This is a genomic window from Pedomonas sp. V897 (assembly GCF_051304405.1).
Lineage (GTDB): Bacteria > Pseudomonadota > Alphaproteobacteria > Sphingomonadales > Sphingomonadaceae > Pedomonas.
Genome location: NZ_JBPPGG010000002.1, coordinates 255,737 through 272,355 on the forward strand (window position 1 = coordinate 255,737; position 16,619 = coordinate 272,355).

General features: G+C 66.7%; 14 protein-coding genes. 8 read left to right on the forward strand and 6 right to left on the reverse strand.

Going from position 1 to position 16,619, the window contains the following annotated elements:
* Positions 1 to 4: 4 nt before the first annotated feature.
* Together dnaG and ACSJJU_RS07220 are read right to left on the reverse strand one after the other, a co-directional pair.
* Positions 5 to 1,882 carry a DNA primase gene (gene dnaG, locus ACSJJU_RS07215; RefSeq protein ID WP_435914649.1) on the reverse strand — a complete coding sequence of 626 codons (1,878 nt, stop codon included), beginning with the start codon at positions 1,880 to 1,882 and terminating at the stop codon, positions 5 to 7.
* A gap of 241 nt (positions 1,883 to 2,123) precedes the next feature.
* On the reverse strand, positions 2,124 to 2,579 hold the full coding sequence (locus ACSJJU_RS07220; RefSeq protein ID WP_435914650.1) for a GatB/YqeY domain-containing protein: 456 nt from the start codon (positions 2,577 to 2,579) through the stop codon (positions 2,124 to 2,126).
* Between the two features lie 219 nt (positions 2,580 to 2,798).
* On the opposite strand from ACSJJU_RS07220, the gene carA reads away from it, so the two are divergent.
* From carA to ACSJJU_RS07250, 6 genes are all read left to right on the forward strand, one after another.
* Entirely contained in the window at positions 2,799 to 3,968 is a 1,170-nt protein-coding gene (gene carA, locus ACSJJU_RS07225; protein WP_435914651.1) for a glutamine-hydrolyzing carbamoyl-phosphate synthase small subunit, read from the forward strand.
* A 281-nt stretch (positions 3,969 to 4,249) separates the two neighbouring features.
* A complete protein-coding gene (carB, locus tag ACSJJU_RS07230) occupies positions 4,250 to 7,480 on the forward strand; it encodes a carbamoyl-phosphate synthase large subunit (protein WP_435914652.1) in 3,231 nt (1,076 codons plus the stop codon).
* Between the two features lie 117 nt (positions 7,481 to 7,597).
* Entirely contained in the window at positions 7,598 to 8,077 is a 480-nt protein-coding gene (gene greA, locus ACSJJU_RS07235) for a transcription elongation factor GreA (RefSeq protein ID WP_435914653.1), read from the forward strand.
* Between the two features lie 203 nt (positions 8,078 to 8,280).
* Entirely contained in the window at positions 8,281 to 10,398 is a 2,118-nt protein-coding gene (locus ACSJJU_RS07240) for a methyl-accepting chemotaxis protein (protein ID WP_435914654.1), read from the forward strand.
* A 113-nt stretch (positions 10,399 to 10,511) separates the two neighbouring features.
* Positions 10,512 to 11,162: a rhomboid family intramembrane serine protease gene (locus ACSJJU_RS07245; RefSeq protein ID WP_435914655.1), complete on the forward strand. Its 651-nt coding sequence runs from the start codon at positions 10,512 to 10,514 to the stop codon at positions 11,160 to 11,162.
* 67 nt (positions 11,163 to 11,229) lie between these two features.
* Complete coding sequence (locus ACSJJU_RS07250) at positions 11,230 to 11,409, forward strand: hypothetical protein (protein WP_435914656.1); 180 nt, start codon at positions 11,230 to 11,232, stop codon at positions 11,407 to 11,409.
* Positions 11,410 to 11,571: 162 nt separating this feature from the next.
* On the opposite strand, the gene ACSJJU_RS07255 is transcribed toward ACSJJU_RS07250, so the two are convergent.
* The 4 genes from ACSJJU_RS07255 to ACSJJU_RS07270 all read right to left on the reverse strand — a co-directional run bounded on the left by ACSJJU_RS07255 (position 11,572) and on the right by ACSJJU_RS07270 (position 14,146).
* A complete protein-coding gene (locus ACSJJU_RS07255) occupies positions 11,572 to 11,805 on the reverse strand; it encodes a DUF4170 domain-containing protein (RefSeq protein ID WP_435914657.1) in 234 nt (77 codons plus the stop codon).
* A 121-nt stretch (positions 11,806 to 11,926) separates the two neighbouring features.
* Complete coding sequence (dgcA, locus tag ACSJJU_RS07260) at positions 11,927 to 12,907, reverse strand: N-acetyl-D-Glu racemase DgcA (RefSeq protein ID WP_435914658.1); 981 nt, start codon at positions 12,905 to 12,907, stop codon at positions 11,927 to 11,929.
* Positions 12,894 to 13,487, reverse strand: coding sequence for a gamma carbonic anhydrase family protein (locus ACSJJU_RS07265; protein WP_435914659.1), 594 nt, complete (start codon positions 13,485 to 13,487; stop codon positions 12,894 to 12,896). The genes dgcA and ACSJJU_RS07265 overlap by 14 nt, the downstream gene beginning before the upstream one ends.
* A complete protein-coding gene (locus tag ACSJJU_RS07270) occupies positions 13,484 to 14,146 on the reverse strand; it encodes an MlaC/ttg2D family ABC transporter substrate-binding protein (RefSeq protein ID WP_435914660.1) in 663 nt (220 codons plus the stop codon). Before ACSJJU_RS07270 ends, ACSJJU_RS07265 begins: the two co-directional genes overlap by 4 nt.
* A gap of 382 nt (positions 14,147 to 14,528) precedes the next feature.
* Here ACSJJU_RS07270 and aqpZ point away from each other — a divergent pair, with 382 nt between their 5' ends.
* Complete coding sequence (gene aqpZ, locus ACSJJU_RS07275) at positions 14,529 to 15,248, forward strand: aquaporin Z (protein WP_435914661.1); 720 nt, start codon at positions 14,529 to 14,531, stop codon at positions 15,246 to 15,248.
* A gap of 221 nt (positions 15,249 to 15,469) precedes the next feature.
* Positions 15,470 to 16,603, forward strand: coding sequence for a DUF2336 domain-containing protein (locus ACSJJU_RS07280; protein ID WP_435914662.1), 1,134 nt, complete (start codon positions 15,470 to 15,472; stop codon positions 16,601 to 16,603).
* Positions 16,604 to 16,619: the final 16 nt, after the last annotated feature.

Here is a 16,619-nt window from a genome sequence, read left to right on the forward strand (position 1 = left end):
TTACTCAAGTCCTTAGTGCCGGCCCGCTGGCTGCCAGATCTAACAGCTCACGTTCGATTGTTGCACGTTCCTGCGCGATTCGCATCGGGCGGAGAAGGGTCTCGTTGTCATCCAGCTGAATGGCCGCATTCGCTTCAGCCAATTCCGCATCCAGCGCATAAAGTCGTGTTACGGCATGCAAGACATGGACGAAATCCGCTTCCGCCTGTTCCGGGTTCGTTTCCCCGCGTGAGAATGAATACTGTTTTTTCCGTGTCCGGAGTCCTGCAAGCACCCGCCCAAACCCATCTGCGGTTAATGTGTGGTCGAGTCGGGTCTTGTCAAGGTCAGGCACGCGAATCGATGCCTCGAGCATGTGCCCGACGAGCCGTGCCATTTCGGGGTCCACATAGGGGAACCGCTCGATTTCCTCGTGGTAACGATCGAGCCACTCGGGGTGTTCCAGCAAACCGAGAACGATTTCGTGTTCGGTGGAGGGGGGAATCTTGGGATTGCGGATCTGCTGGAGGCTGACCCGAGTCTCCTGCCGGACCGGCGGCGGGCCTGGCTGGAACCGGCCGCGGCCGCGCCAGCCGGCGGTGTTCTCCTGCGGGCGCTCGCGCCAGGTCTGCTGGGCGCCGCGTCCTGTTAACGTGTCGAAACGATTGAGGAATTCCCGACGGTAGAGGTCCTGCACGGTGCGGTCCGCAATGGCGGCGGCGCGGCCGAGTAGGCTCTGGCGCAGGGCGGCCCGGCCCTCGGGCGTGGTCAGCTGCGCCGTCTCCACTTCCGAGCGCCACAGCAGATCAACGAGCGGCTCGGCCTTGCCGGCGAGGGCGGTCAGCGCACCGGCCCCGCCGCCGCGCACCAGGTCGTCCGGGTCCTGTCCTTCGGGCAGGGTGACGAAGCGCAGGCTCCGGCCCGCCTCCAGGAGGGGCAGGGCGCGGTGGGCCGCGCGAATCGCCGCGCGTTGACCGGCCGAATCACCATCGAAGCAGAGAATCGGCTCGGGGGTGATTCGCCACAGGCGGCGCAGGTGCTCCTCGGTGAGGGCAGTGCCGAGCGGCGCGACCGCCGCGTCCAGCCCCGCCTGGGCGAGGGTGATGACGTCCATGTACCCCTCGACCACGAACAGGCTGCCCGTCTTGCGCGCGGGCGGCGCGGCGAGGTCGAGGTTGTAGAGGGTGCGGCCCTTGTCGAAGAGGGGCGTGTCGGGCGAGTTGAGGTACTTGGGCTGGCCCTCGCCGAGGATGCGCCCGCCAAAGGCGATGATTCGCCCGCGGCCATCGCGAATCGGGAATATCAGCCGGTTGCGGAACCGGTCGTAGGAGGCGCGCTCCTCGACGGCGATGAGGAGCCCGGCCTCGACCAGCAGGGCCTCGCTTGCCCCCTTGGCCAGCAGCGCGGTCTTGAGCGCGTCGCGCTTGTCCGGCGCGAAGCCGAGGCCGAAGCGGCGGACGGTCTCGGGCAGAAGGCCGCGCCGCTGGAGGTACTGCCGCGCCTCCGCCCCGGCGATGCCGTGCAGCTGCTCGGCAAACCACGCCTGCGCCGCCGCCATCACGTCCACCAGGCCCTTCAGCCGCTCCTGCTGGGCGCGGCTGGCCTGGGTCTCGCGCGGCATGGGCAGGCCCGCTTCGCCCGCCAGCTGCTCCACCGCCTCGGGAAAGGTGCGCCCCTCCGCCTCGCAGAGGAAGCGGATCACGTCCCCGTGCGCGCCGCAGCCGAAGCAGTGATAGAAGGCCTTCTCGTCATTGACGTAGAAGCTGGGCGTCTTTTCGTTGTGGAAGGGGCAGCACCCTTTCCACTCGCGGCCGGCGCGCTGCAGCTTCACCTTGCGCCCAACGACCGCGCTCACCGGAACCCGGGCGCGGATTTCATCGAGGAAGGCGGGCGAGATGGTCATGGAGCCACGATCCTAGAGCGGAACACGACCCAAGGGAAACGGTTCAACTCTCTCAATATTCACGGTCGATACCGGAATTCACGGTCGATGCCGGATTTGCGGCCGGCACCGGCCGAACCTTGGCGCCCGAAGGCGTCCGGCCCGGGGGAGGCCGCACGCCTGCCGCATCCCCGCCTGGCAGCATCTTCTCCTGAATGTGGGGAGAAGGGGTCATGCCGCAAGGGAAGGGGACGCCGACGGTTCAGCCCGCGAGGGCGGCCTTCACCATCGGTCCGGCCTTGCCCATGTCGATCTGACCGGCGTAACGTTCCTTGAGAGCGCCCATCACGCGCCCCATATCTTTCGGAGAGGAGGCGCCGAGTTCGGCGACCAGGGCACTGATTACCTTTTGGGCTTCTTCATCGGACATGGCCCGGGGCAGGAATCGCTCCAGAACGGCGATTTCACCCCGCTCCGCTTCGGCCAGTTCGGCCCGCCCGCCCTTTTCGTACATCTCCACCGACTCGCGGCGCTGCTTGACCATCTTGGTCAGAACGTCGATGACCAGAGCATCGTCGTTGGCGGGCGCCTCGCCGGTGCGCAGCTCGATATCCCGGTTCTTGATGGCGGCCTGCGCCATGCGGAGAGTGGCAACGGTCTGGGTATCCTTGGCCTTCATGGCCTCAACGAGCGCTTGCTTGATGGCATCGCGGATCATGCGAGCGGAGTCCTGACAATGTTGGGAAAAGCAGAGCATAGCGATGGTTGACCCGGTTTTCAACCAAAAACTTTTGGCTAAGCCTTTGATTATAAAGGGCAATTTTTATTTGTCCTTTTCCTTGACACAGGGGCTCCAGGTCAATAGAGACGCCGCAATTTGCCCGGACCCGGACGGTCGGGCGAACCCTGACAACGCTTTGAGTATGAGAGGTGCCCGGTGACTGTTCCTGCCGCTGCCAAACCCACCGACGCGCCCATTGGAGCCACTGCCGTTCTCGCCCTTGCCGATGGCACCCTGTTCTGGGGCCAGGGTTTCGGCGCGTCTGGCGAAAAGGTGGGCGAGGTATGCTTCAATACGGCGATGACCGGCTATCAGGAGATCATGACCGATCCCTCCTACGCCGGGCAGATCATCACCTTTACCTTCCCGCATATTGGTAACGTGGGTGCGAACCAGGAGGACGTGGAGGCGATCACGCCCTTCGCCCTTGGTTGCGTCATGCGCGAGCCGATCACGCCGGAGGCCAACTTCCGGGCCGAGCGCACCTTCGATGACTGGCTCAAGTCCTACGGCCTCATCGGCATCGCCGGCGTCGATACCCGGCGCCTGACCCGCTACATCCGCATCCACGGCGCGCCGAACGGCGTCATTGCCCACAACCCCGAGGGCAGGTTCGACGTGGAGGCGCTGATCGCCAAGGCCAGGGCCTGGCCGGGCCTCAAGGGCATGGATCTGGCCAAGGAAGTCTGGGCGCGCCAGACCTACCAGGCCGACGAGACCCTGTGGCAGCTCGGCAAGGGCTACGGCCGGCAGACCGCGCCGCGCAAGCACGTGGTTGCCATCGACTACGGCATCAAGCGCAACATCCTGCGCAACCTGGCGTCCACGGGCGCGAAGATCACGGTGGTGCCGGGCGACGCCACGTTCGAGGAGATCATGTCGCACAACCCGGACGGCGTGTTCCTCTCCAACGGTCCGGGCGACCCGGCGGCGACCGGCGAATACGCGGTGCCGGTGATCCGCAAGCTGCTGGAGACGGGCAAGCCCATGTTCGGCATCTGCCTCGGCCACCAGCTGCTGGGCATTGCCGCGGGCGGCGAGACCTTCAAGATGCACCAGGGCCATCGCGGCGCGAACCACCCGGTGAAGGATCTGGAGACCGGCAAGGTCGAGATCACGGTGATGAACCACGGTTTCGCGGTCGATCCCAAGTCGCTGCCGGAGAACGTGAAGCCGACGCACATCTCGCTGTTCGACGGCACGCTGTGCGGCCTGCGCTACCTGGACAAGCCGGTCTTCTCCGTGCAGCACCATCCCGAGGCTTCCCCCGGTCCGCAGGACAGCTTCTATCTGTTCCAGCGGTTCATGGACCTGATGGATCGCTGACGATGGACCGCGGCGGGACGTCCGGGAAGACCTTGCGGCGACGCGGGCAGGCGGCTGACGCCTGGTCGCGCGGCCGTGGGTCGGACATGGCCATGCCGGACCCCGCCGGACGGCGCCTCTGCCTTTTCAGCTACTACGCCGGGCTGCTCGGCGAGCACGCCACGCCTCAGCTCAGCCCCTCCCTTTCGCTGCAACCCGCGGCTACCCCCTCTCTGCGGCTGGTCCACAGCCGGCCGGAGGCGGGGGTGGACGGCGGCACCCAAGCAGGATCATAAACGGTTATGCCAAAACGTACCGACATCTCCTCCATCATGATCATCGGCGCCGGCCCCATCGTGATCGGCCAGGCGTGCGAATTCGACTACTCCGGCACGCAGGCGTGCAAGGCGCTGAAGGAGGAGGGGTATCGCATCATTCTGGTCAACTCCAACCCGGCGACGATCATGACCGACCCGGAGCTGGCGGACGCGACCTACATCGAGCCGATCACCCCCGAGATCGTGGCCCGCATCATCGAGAAGGAGCGCCCGGACGCGGTGCTGCCCACCATGGGCGGCCAGACCGCGCTCAACACGGCGCTGGCGCTCGCCCGCGACGGCACGCTGGAGAAGTTCGGCGTCGAGCTGATCGGCGCGGACGCGGAGGCGATCGACAAGGCGGAGGACCGCCAGAAGTTCCGCGACGCCATGGACAAGATCGGGCTGGAATCGGCGCGCTCGCGCATCGCGCACAGCCTTGAGGAAGCGCTGGAAGCCCTTGAATATGTTGGCCTTCCGGCCATCATCCGCCCGTCGTTCACCCTGGGCGGCACCGGCGGCGGCGTCGCCTACAACAAGGACGAGTTCATCCAGATCGTCACCGGCGGCCTTGAGGCCTCGCCCACCACCGAGGTGCTGATCGAGGAGTCGCTGCTCGGCTGGAAAGAATACGAGATGGAAGTCGTGCGCGACCGCAACGACAACGCCATCATCATCTGCTCCATCGAGAACATCGACCCGATGGGCATCCACACCGGTGACTCCATCACCGTCGCGCCGGCGCTGACGCTGACCGACAAGGAATACCAGATCATGCGCAACGCCTCGATCGCGGTGCTGCGCGAGATCGGCGTCGAGACCGGCGGCTCCAACGTGCAGTTCGCGGTCAACCCGCAGAACGGCCGCCTGGTGGTCATCGAGATGAACCCGCGCGTGTCGCGCTCCTCGGCGCTGGCGTCCAAGGCCACCGGCTTCCCCATCGCCAAGGTGGCGGCCAAGCTGGCCGTGGGCTACACGCTCGACGAGATCATGAACGACATCACCGGCGTGACCCCGGCGTCTTTCGAGCCGACCATCGACTACGTGGTCACCAAGATCCCGCGCTTCGCCTTCGAGAAGTTCAAGGGCACCGAGCCGCTGCTCACCACCGCCATGAAGTCGGTGGGCGAGGTGATGGCCATCGGCCGCTGCTTCAAGGAGTCGGTGCAGAAGGCCCTGCGCGGCCTCGAGACCGGCCTTGACGGCTTCAACGAGGTGGACATCGACGGCAACAGCCGCGAGGCGCTGGAGACGGCGCTGGCCCGCCCGACGCCCGATCGCCTGCTGGTGATCGCCCAGGCGCTGCGCGAGGGCTTCACCGTCGAGCAGATCAACGCCATTACCCACTACGAGCCCTGGTTCCTGCGCCAGATTGCCGAGATCGTCGAGGCGGAAGCCGAGGTGAAGGCGAAGGGCCTGCCGCAGGACCCGCAAGCCCTGCGCCGGCTGAAGGCCATGGGCTTCTCCGACCGCCGCCTCGCCAGGCTGACGGGCAGGACGGAGAGCGAAGTGGCCGCGCTGCGCCGCGCCCAGGGCGTGACCCCGGTGTTCAAGCGCATCGACACCTGCGCCGCCGAGTTCGAGGCCCAGACCCCGTACATGTACTCCACCTACGAGGCACCCGTGTTCGGGGAGCCGGAGTGCGAGGCCAACCCGACCGAGGCGCAGAAGATCGCCATTCTGGGCGGCGGCCCGAACCGCATCGGCCAGGGCATCGAGTTCGACTACTGCTGCTGCCACGCCTGCTTCGCGCTGACCGACGCCGGCTACGAGACCATCATGGTCAACTGCAACCCGGAGACGGTCTCCACCGACTACGACACCTCCGACCGCCTCTACTTCGAGCCGCTGACGCAGGAGGACGTGATCGAGCTGCTGCGGGTGGAGCAGAAGAAGGGCACCCTCAAGGGCGTGATCGTGCAGTTCGGCGGCCAGACGCCGCTCAAGCTCGCCCAAGCGCTGGAGGACGCGGGCATCCCCATTCTCGGCACCTCGCCGGACGCAATCGACCTGGCCGAGGACCGCGAGCGCTTCGCCGCCCTCGTCGAGGAGCTGGGTCTGCGCCAGCCGGCCAACGGCATCGCCCGCTCGCGTGAGGAGGCGATCCAGGTCGCCGAGCGCATCGGCTACCCGGTGCTGATCCGCCCGTCCTACGTGCTGGGCGGCCGCGCCATGGAGATCGTGGACTCGACGGCCCAGCTGGAGACCTACATCCGCGAGGCGGTGCAGGTGTCGGGCGACTCCCCGGTCCTGATCGACCAGTACCTGCGCGACGCCATCGAGGTGGACGTGGACGCGCTGGCCGACGGCACCGACGTGTTCGTGGCGGGCGTGATGCAGCACATCGAGGAGGCAGGCGTCCACTCGGGCGACTCGGCCTGCTCGCTGCCGCCCTACAGCCTGCCGCAGGAGATCGTGGCCGAGCTGAAGGAAGAGACCCGCAAGCTGGCCCTGGCCCTCAAGGTGCGCGGCCTGATGAACGTGCAGTATGCGGTGAAGGACGGCGTGATCTACCTCATCGAGGTGAACCCGCGCGCCTCGCGCACCGTGCCGTTCGTCGCCAAGACCATCGGCATGCCGATCGCCAAGATCGCGGCGCGCATCATGGCGGGCGAGAGCCTTGCGTCCTTCAACCTCCAGGACAAGCCGCTGAAGCACATCGCGGTGAAGGAAGCGGTGTTCCCGTTCACCCGCTTCCCCGGCGTCGACCCGGTGCTCGGCCCGGAGATGAAGTCGACGGGCGAGGTCATGGGCCTCGATACGGACTTCGGCCAGGCCTTTGCCAAGAGCCAGCTGGGCGCGGGCGTCAAGCTGCCGCTGGAGGGCACGGTGTTCGTGTCGGTGAAGGACCGCGACAAGCCCGCCATGGTGGAGCCGGTGCGCCAGCTTCTGGAGATGGGCTTCAAGGTCATCGCCACGGGTGGCACGGCCGCCTACCTGAAGGAACAGGGGCTCGACGTGGGCTACGTGAACAAGGTGGCCCAGGGCCGTCCGCACATCGTGGACGCGCTGAAGGACGGCAAGGTGCAGCTGGTGTTCAACACCACCGAAGGCGCGCAGGCGCTGAAGGACAGCCACTCCATCCGCACCACCACGCTCTACAGCAAGGTCCCGTATTTCACCACCGCAGCGGCCTCCGCCGCCGCCGTGAAATCAATCCAGGCTTTGCGTCAGCGTACCCTTGATGTGCAATCCCTCCAGTCCTACTATTCATAAGGACCGAAAGGGGGACCGGACGAGCCGGTCTTGAGGATTCGAGCGACGCCGCGGGCGGTGGGGATATGCCGCCCGCAGGTGTCTTTTTCTTTGTGTGAGCCATGAGGAGCGTGAAGGATGGCCACCCTTGAGAAATTCCCCATGCTGGCGGAAGGGTTTGAGGCGTTGCAGGCGGAACTGCATCGCCTGAAGACCGTGGAGCGACCGGCGATTGTCGAGGCGATCGAGGAAGCGCGCGCACACGGCGACCTTTCGGAAAACGCCGAATACCATGCGGCCAAGGAGCGGCAGGGTCAGGTTGAGGCCCACATCGCCGAACTCGAGGATCGCCTGAGCCGCGCTCAGGTGATCGATCCCACCCGCCTGTCCGGCGACAAGGTGGTGTTCGGCGCGACCGTTACGCTTCTGGACGAGGACGACAAGGAAGTGGTCTACCAGATCGTCGGCCCCTACGAGGCCGATATCAAGCTGGGCCGCATCTCCTATTCGTCGCCGCTGGGCAAGGCGCTGATCGGCCGCAAGGTCGGTGACGAGGTGGAAGTGGTCACGCCGTCGGGCGAGAAGTACTACGAGATTTCCAAGCTCGAATTCAAATGATCCGGCGTCGGAGGGGGCTGCGGCGCCCTCCCGGCATCAGGTGATACAGACGGGTCGCATCCCTCGCGGTGCGGCCCGTTTTTTTTGCGCGGAATGGCTAATGGGCCTTTCATAAATTATAAACCGGTCGCTACTAGATCATTGTTCCCCAGACAAAAGGCGGGGGTCAGGGGGACATGACTAGATCAAATGATCAAGTCGAAATGCGTGGACGCGGACTGAGCGCGGCCGTTGCCTGGCTGCGGGATCTGAGCGTCCCGCGCAAACTGTTCCTCACCTACAGCGTCATCGTCGCCGTGATCATCTGCCTTGCCGGCTTCACGGCCTACGCGAGTTTCTCCACCCGCCGGAACGTCGAGGAACTGGCAGGCCTGTCGGCCCGGACCGTCAAGCTCGGCACGGCGGAGCTGGAGGCGCTGATGGCGCTGGACCGCATCAAGCAATACGTCATCAGCCCGGATGCGGAGACCGCCGAGGAGGTGAGGGGCAAGCTGGAGCGCGCGCAGGCGGAGCTTCAGAACGTGGCCGAGACCCTCGCCCAGCTGGGGCAGGAGGAGCGGCTGCGCCAGACCGGGGAGCATCTGGCCGCCTTCCACGACGCCTTCGGCCGGATCGCCGCCAGCCAGGCGCAGATCCAGCAGGAAAGTCAGGCCAGCATCCAGACGCTGGGGCCGGCGATCGCGGACTCCCTGCGCACCATCATGACGGCCTCCTACCGCAGCGGCGACACCCGCGCCGCCTACTTCGCCGGCCGGGCGCTCGACCTCTACATGCAGATGCGCATCGACGTGAACCGCTTCCTCTCCGAGGGGCGGCGGGAGGATGCGGAGGCGGCGAAGCAGGACCTCCTCAACCTCGAGGATGCGCTCAACCAGCTGTTCGGCGTGCTGTCGTCCCGCTCGCTGGTGGCGCAGGCGGATCAGGTGATTGCCAACCTCGTCACCTACGACAAGAGCTTCGACGCGCTGGTGCGCCTGGTCGAGGCACGCAATGCGGATGTGAACAGGATCCTGACCGAGACCGGCCCGGCGTTCGAGCAGAGCACGGACGCCCTCCGCAACGCGCTGGTGGCGCGGCAGGAGGAGGCCGCGCAATCCACCATCGACCGGGTGGTGCTGATGCTGACCCAGTCCGCCCTCGCCAGCGTGGCGGGGATCGGCCTTGCAATTCTGGCGGCGCTGCTGGCGCTCAATTTCATCGTCAATCCCATCCGCGCCATGGCCGAGGCCATGCGGCGTCTGGCCAAGGGCGACCGCGCCATTGAACTGGGCGCCCTCAACCGCGGCGACGAGATCGGCGAGATGGCGCAGGCGGTGCAGGTGTTCAAGGACAACGCCATCGCCATGGAGCAGTTGCGGGCCGAGCAGGAAGCTCGCGAGGCAGCCCGGCGCGAGGCCGAAGAGCGGGAGCGGGCGGTGGAGGAAGAGCGCCGCCGGCAGCGGGAGCAGGAGCGGCTGGAGGCCGAGGCGGAGAAGCGGCGCGTGCTGGCCGAGATGGCGGACCACTTCGAGACCAGCGTGAAGCGGGTGGTGGAGGTGGTCTTCCAGACGGCGCGGCGCATCGAGGATGGGGCGCGGCTCGCCTCCGAGGCGGCGCAGAACAGCGTGATGGTTGCGGCCAACGTGGCGGCGACCTCGGAGCAGGCGAGCCAGAACGTGGCGACGGTGGCCGCCGCGACCGAGGAAATGTCCCTCTCGATCAACGAGGTCTCGTCGCAGATGGCCTCGTCCACCGCCATTGCCAAGCGGGCGGTGGAGCGGGCCCAGCGCACGGACGAGATCGTCGCGGGCCTCGCGGGCGACGCCCGCCGCATCGGCGAGGTGGTCGGGATCATTCAGAGCATTGCCGAGCAGACCAACCTGCTGGCTCTCAACGCCACCATCGAGGCGGCGCGCGCCGGCGAGGCCGGGCGCGGCTTTGCCGTCGTGGCGTCGGAGGTGAAGGCGCTGGCCAACCAGACCGCCCAGGCGACCGAGGAGATCGACCAGCAGATCCGCTCGATCCAGTCGGTGACCGGTGAGGCGGTGGACGCCATCCGCGAGATTCAGGACATCATCCGCGAGGTGAGCACCCTGTCCGCGAGCGTGGCCGGGGCGGTGGAGCAGCAGGCGGCGACCACCCTCGAGATCTCCCGCAACACCCAGCAGGCGGCTCTGGGCACGCAGGAGGTGGTGAGCAGCATCCTCCAGGTGCGCGAGGGCGTCGATTCGACCGGCGCGGCGGCGCAGGAGTCCCTCAAGGCAGCGGCCGATCTCAACCAGCAGGCCGCCATGCTGCGGGACGAGGTGGAGCGCTTCCTCGACCGCGTCCGCGCCGCCTGACCCGGCATTTCCCTGTTTCAGGCAGCCTCGGGGCCGGCGGGAAGGATATCCCGGAGACGGGGGATCCATCGGCCGGTCTTGAAGCGAGACGTGTACGGACATAGCTATAGGGGGTGACACCCGTTTCGACCTCGCTTCCCGCCGCGCCGGCAATCCGGTTTCTCATCCTGGCCTGCGTGATGATCGAATTGCTCCTCATCCTGATGCCGTCCGGCGTCAGCGAGGGGTTGATCGTCGCGCTGTCGCTGATCCCCGCCCGCCTGACGCTGACGCCGGGCGCGGGGGCGATCACGCTGGTCACCTCCCAGTTCCTCCACGCCGGGCTCGTCCACCTGCTGGCCAACATGATCTTTCTCTGGGCCATCGGCCGCCCGGTGGAGTGGGTCATCGGCACAGGGCGGGTGGTCGTGCTCTATCTGGTGACGGGCGTGGCCGGGGGGCTTGTCCAGACGCTGGCGGACCCCATGTCCACCATTCCCGTGGTCGGCGCGAGCGGGGCCATCTCTGGCCTCCTTGCCGTCTATGCCCTGCTGTTTTCCCGCAGCCGGGTCGCAACCCGCATGCTGGCGGGCTTCCGGGTGCCGGGGCAGGTGCTGCGCGTGCTGTGGTTCGCTGTCGCCTGGATCGGCATCCAGCTGATGGTGGCGATGGTGTTCAACACCGGCTCCCCCGGCGGCGTGGCCGTCTGGGCGCACATCGGCGGTTTTCTGGCCGGGCTGGTGCTGGCGGCGCCGTTCACGCGCCGCAGGCGGCCGGAGAGCTGAGGGGGTGTCAAACGCCTGTCACGGGATGCAGGCAGAATGTCCAACAACAAGAAAAGGGAGACTGGACATGAAGACAAACCGTTCGATCGATCAGGCTGGGCTGGGGCGCGTCGCCCGCCAGCTGCTCAAGACCATTCCGGCCCGCAGCCGCGACGAGGCGCGGCGGATTCTGGTGGGGCACATCGGCCCCTACGGCCCGTCGCCGAGGGTTGTCGAGATGGCGCTGGACCGCCATTTCGCACAGTGACGAGGCGGCCGGGAGAAGCGCTGACGGCATCAGCGCCGCGGCGTGCCGGTGCGTGAACCGGCCCGGAGCTTGCGAAGATCTGCCCGAGGCGGATCGACGCAAGCTCTTTTTGTTGGGCGCCGGTGCGCCCGGAGATTGTTCAGGCGCCGGTGCGCCCGGGTGTCACCCTTGGCTGGCCGGGACGTCCGGTTGCAGCAGCCGGTGCAGGTGGACAATCACGTACTTCATCTGGGCGTCGTCCACGGTGCGCTGGGCCGCGCCGCGCCAGGCCTTCTCGGCCGAGGCGTAGTCCGGGAAGATGCCGACGAAATCAACGGCGTTCAGGTCCTCGAATTCCAGGCCCTGCGGGTCTTTCACCCGCCCGCCAAACACCAGGTGCATCAGGTTCTTTGTCATTTACTCTGCTCCGTAGGTCTCGAGAACCGCCTGTTCTTTTGCAATCGGAGCGGCGTTCCGAGACTCAGGTTCCCGCATTTCAGGAAGCGCAATGTTGGCCCCGCTCGGGGCGCAAGGCGCTTCAACCCCAAAGACCGGTCCGGTCCGGGATGATCTGGCCGCGCTGATAGCACAATGAAGGGGTGCGGTCTGCATCCAGCAGCAACGGTCCGTCGAGATCCACGAACGTTGCATAGGGTGTGAGCAGCACCGCAGGCGCCATGGCCAGCGACGAGCCCACCATGCACCCCACCATGATGGTCATGTCATGGCTCCGGGCCCGCTCGAGGGTGTGGAGGGCCTCGGTCAGGCCGCCGGTCTTGTCCAGCTTGATGTTCACCGCGTCGTAGCGGTCGGCGAGCCGGTCGATGTCGGCGGCGGTGTGGCAGGACTCGTCGGCGCAGATGCTCACCGGATAGCGGCCGCGGGTCAGCACCTGATCGGCGGTCGCGGGCAGGGGCTGCTCGATCAGCACCACCCCCAGCTCGGCGCAGCGGGGCGCGAGCCGCTCCAGCGTGTCGAAGTCCCACCCCTCGTTGGCATCGACGATCAGCCGGGCGTGGGGCGCGGCCTCGCGCACGGCGCGCAGCCGGTTCAGATCCTGCTCGCCGCCCAGCTTGAGCTTGAGAAGGTCGGTGCCCGGGGCACGCCGGGCCGCCTCGGCCATGGCCTCGGGGGTGCCGAGGCTGAGGGTGTAGGCGGTGGTGACCGGCCGGGGTTCCTGCAGCCCCGCCAGCTCCCACACGGGCACGCCGTTCTGGCGGGCCTCCAGATCCCACAGGGCGCAGTCCACCGCGTTGCGGGCGGCACCGGCGGGCAGCAGGCGGCCGACTTCGGCGCGGGTGCAGCCGGCCTCCAGCCGGGGGCGGATGGCCTCGATCTGGGCGGCGACGCTCTCCAGCGTCTCGCCATAGCGGCCATAGGGCACGCTCTCGGCCCAGCCGGTTGCGGCCCCTTCAGTCAGGCGGACGGTGATGACCTCCGCCTTCGTCTTGCTGCCGCGCGAAATGGTGAAGGCGCCCCGGATGGGGAAGGTGTCCACCTGAACCTCAAGCCGGCGCATGGCTGCCCCGCTCCTGTTCCTCGAACTCCCGGTGAAGCCGCTCCAGCGTCTCCTCGACGAACCGCTCGAAGTCCGGCCCGTCCCAGGCGCGGTGCTCGCCCCGGGCGTAGGCAAGGGCGTTGCGGTGGTAGAGAAGGGCATTGAGCCGATTGGAAATCCAGCTGTTCTGCGTGCGGATCACCCGGGCGGGGGAGCCGACGACGATCGAATTGTCCGGGATGACCGTGCCGTCCTTCACGTAGCTGTGCTGGCCGATGATGCAGTTGTTGCCCACCCGGGCGCCGTCATAGACGGTGGCGTTGATGCCGATGAGGCAGTTGTCGCCAATGCGGCAGCCATGGAGCGTCGCATGGTGGGTGACGGAGCAGAAAGCCCCAACCTCCACGGGGAGATTGGGGCTGGTGTGGATCATCACGAAGTCCTGGATGTTCGTGTAGCGGCCGATGCGGATGTGCGCGGTCTCGGAGCGCATCACCACATAGGGCCAGACGGACGCGCCTTCGTCCAACGTCACGCGCCCGTAAAGCTGGGCGGTCGGGTGGACGAAGGCGGCATCCGCCAGATCGACCCGGCTGCTCATTTCTTCGTGCTGGCGGCGGCCGCCGGCGCGGGCGCGCCGGTCGTGCCCTTCATCTCGGCGATCAGGCCATCGAGGCCGCGCGCCTGGATCTTGGCGTTGAACTCGTCCCGCTGGGTGACGGCCATGCTGACGCCCTCAAGCGACAGGTCGATCACCTTGAGGCCGCGCCCCTCCACGTTGCGGACACGCCAGTCGGCATGGATCGGCTGCTGGACCTTGGGGCCGGTCACCACGGTGCGGACATAGATGTCGCCGCGCGGGGCCGGGGCGGTGCCGGTCACCTTGAGGGTGGAGTTGCCGTACTCGGTCAGCCGCGAGGAGTAGATGCGGATCACGTAGTCCGGGAACACGGCGTGGAAGGACTTGAGCTGCTCGGGCGTGGCGGTGCGGCGGGCAGCGCCCAGCACGCCGTTGCCGATGATGTCGAGGGCGAACCCTTTCTGAAGAAGCTGGCGGAACTGCTGGTCCCGCTGCGCCTGGGTCAGCGACTCGTTCCGCAGCACCGCGAACGCCTCGTCCGCAAGGGTCTGGATGAAGCTGGTGGCGGCACTGGCGCTCACCGCTTCCTGCGCCTGGGCTGCCGGGGCGATGACGCCGGTTCCGACGACCGAACCCAGGGCGAGGGCAGTGGCGAGGAACGCATGAAAACGAAGACGCATGGGTGCTCCTTTCCTCCTTCAGCGTCTGACGGGCGGACGGCCAGTCCTTACGCAGGCTGAAGCGACTAGTTAGTGCCTGGCCTCAGATCTGCCAAGCCTCAGGGGGGCACAATTGAGCACAGTCGCTTAATCCGGCCTGAACCGGTCAAAGTTCTGCCTGTTGGTTTTTCAAGGACTTTTCAGGCCCGGCCTGGTCGCGCGCCTGTCCGCAAGCCCGGTTTTCTTGTACCAGAGGGGTTGCTGACGGGGAGGAAAACAGTCCTGACAAGGTGATGAAACCATGTAATAGTCAGGCTGTTGCAGGCATGGCCTGCATGATGTTTCGGTCGTGTAGCTTCTGATTTCAACTTGAACATAAGGTGGTCTTGATAAGGGGGGGATCATGATTCCATTGCCCAAACGACTTATCGCCGAACTTCTGGGAACCTTCTGGCTTGTGCTTGGCGGCTGCGGCAGCGCCGTTTTTGCGGCCGCCGTGCCGGATCTCGGCATCGGCTATGCCGGTGTGGCTCTGGCCTTCGGTCTGACCGTCCTCACCATGGCCTATGGTCTTGGCCATATCTCCGGCGCGCACTTCAATCCGGCGGTCACGGTCGGCGTCTGGGTCGGCGGGCGGTTTCCGGCGGGGGAGATCATTCCCTACATCATCGCCCAGGTCATCGGCGCGGTGCTCGCTGCGCTGCTCATCTACTGGATCGCCAGCGGCCAGCCGGGGTACAGCCTGGCGCCCAACGGGCTGGCGGTGAACGGCTTCGGCGAGCTGTCCCCGCACGGCTACGGCCTTGGCTCCGCCCTGGTGACGGAGATCGTGATGACCTTCGGGTTCCTGATCGTCATCCTCGGGGTGACGGATGAACGCGCTCCGGCGCGCTTCGCCCCGCTTGCCATCGGCCTGGCACTCACCCTCATTCACCTCATCAGCATTCCGATCACCAACACCTCGGTCAATCCGGCCCGCAGCACGGGGCCGGCGTTGGTCGTGGGCGGTCTGGCGCTGCAGCAGGTGTGGCTGTTCTGGGTGGCGCCGATAGTTGGCGCCGCGCTGGCCGGGGTGGTCTATCGCCTTGCTTTCAGCGCGTCCGCACCGCGCAGCGAGGGCTGATCCGACGGACCGTGCGACGGGCGGTCAGGGGCCATCCGCTCCCTGGCCGCCCTTGATGTATGGCCTTGATGCACGGCCTTGATGCAGGGCCTTGGTACATGGACTTCCAAGGAGATGGAGAGGGCGCGCTTAACTCCCACTTAACCAGTAGTGCCTAACGATGAGGGTTGGAATGGGCGTTATGGCCAGTCCAAAGGGCTGGAACGTTCGGAGGTGAGATCTTGAGTGCCGGACATCAGCTTTCCGTGGAAGACGTTAGGAATCTCCTGTCGGACCCTTCCACCGAGAACCGGGCTCTGACCGCGAGCAAGGTTGCGACCGCGTTTTCCAGCGGGGGACTGAGCGAGCGGGAGCGGGAACTGGCGGAGGAAATCTTCCGCATCATGGCCCGGGACGTGGAGCAGAAGGTGCGGGCGGCGTTGTCCCAGAGCATCCGCCTCAGCCCCGACCTGCCCCATGACGTGGCGGTCACGCTCGCAAACGACATTGCCGCGGTGGCGCTGCCGATCATCGAGGCCAGCTCCGTGCTGACCGATGACGACCTGCTGTCCATCATCGAGTCCAAGCCTGCCGAGTACCAGGTGGCGGTGGCGGGCCGGGCCGTGGTCTCCGAGCGGGTGTCCGACGCGCTCGTCGATACCCGGAACGAGGACGTGGTCGCCCGCCTGGTGGCCAACAACGGCGCCCAGCTCAAGGAAGAGACGATGAACCGGGTGCTCGATGACTTCGGGCACATCAAGCGCATCTCCAATCCCATGGCCGAGCGCGCCGTGCTGCCGATGAAGGTGGCGGAGCGGCTGGTGACGCTGGTCTCCGAGAAGATCCGCGACCATCTGGTGACCCACCATGACCTGTCGCCGGACGTGGCGATGGACCTGCTGCTGGACAGCCGGGAGCGGGCGACGCTCAACCTTCTGGGCGGGGAAGCCGACACGCCGGACGTGTTCGAGCTGGTGGACCAGCTCCACGCCAACGGACGCCTCACCCCCACCATCATCATGCGCGCGCTGTGCATGGGCGACCTCTCCTTCTTCGAGGTGGCCATGGCCAAGCGGGCGGACATTCCGGTCGCCAACGCGCACCGGCTGATTCACGACCGGGGCGGCATGGGTCTGGCGCGCCTGTTCGAGCGCTGCGGCCTGCCGGCCCAGTCCCTGCCGGTGGCCAAGACGGCGCTGGCGGCCATCGAGGAGCTGACCCAGAATGCGGATGGCGACCGCCAGATGATCCGGGAAATGACCATCGAGCGGGTACTGACCCAGTTCGAGGAAAACATCGACCCGGAGAACCTGGACTATTTCATCGCCAAGATCGCCGGGCGCGGCGAGGGCGCGGCGGCCTCACGGCCCCACTGAGACGCGCGTTTCCGAT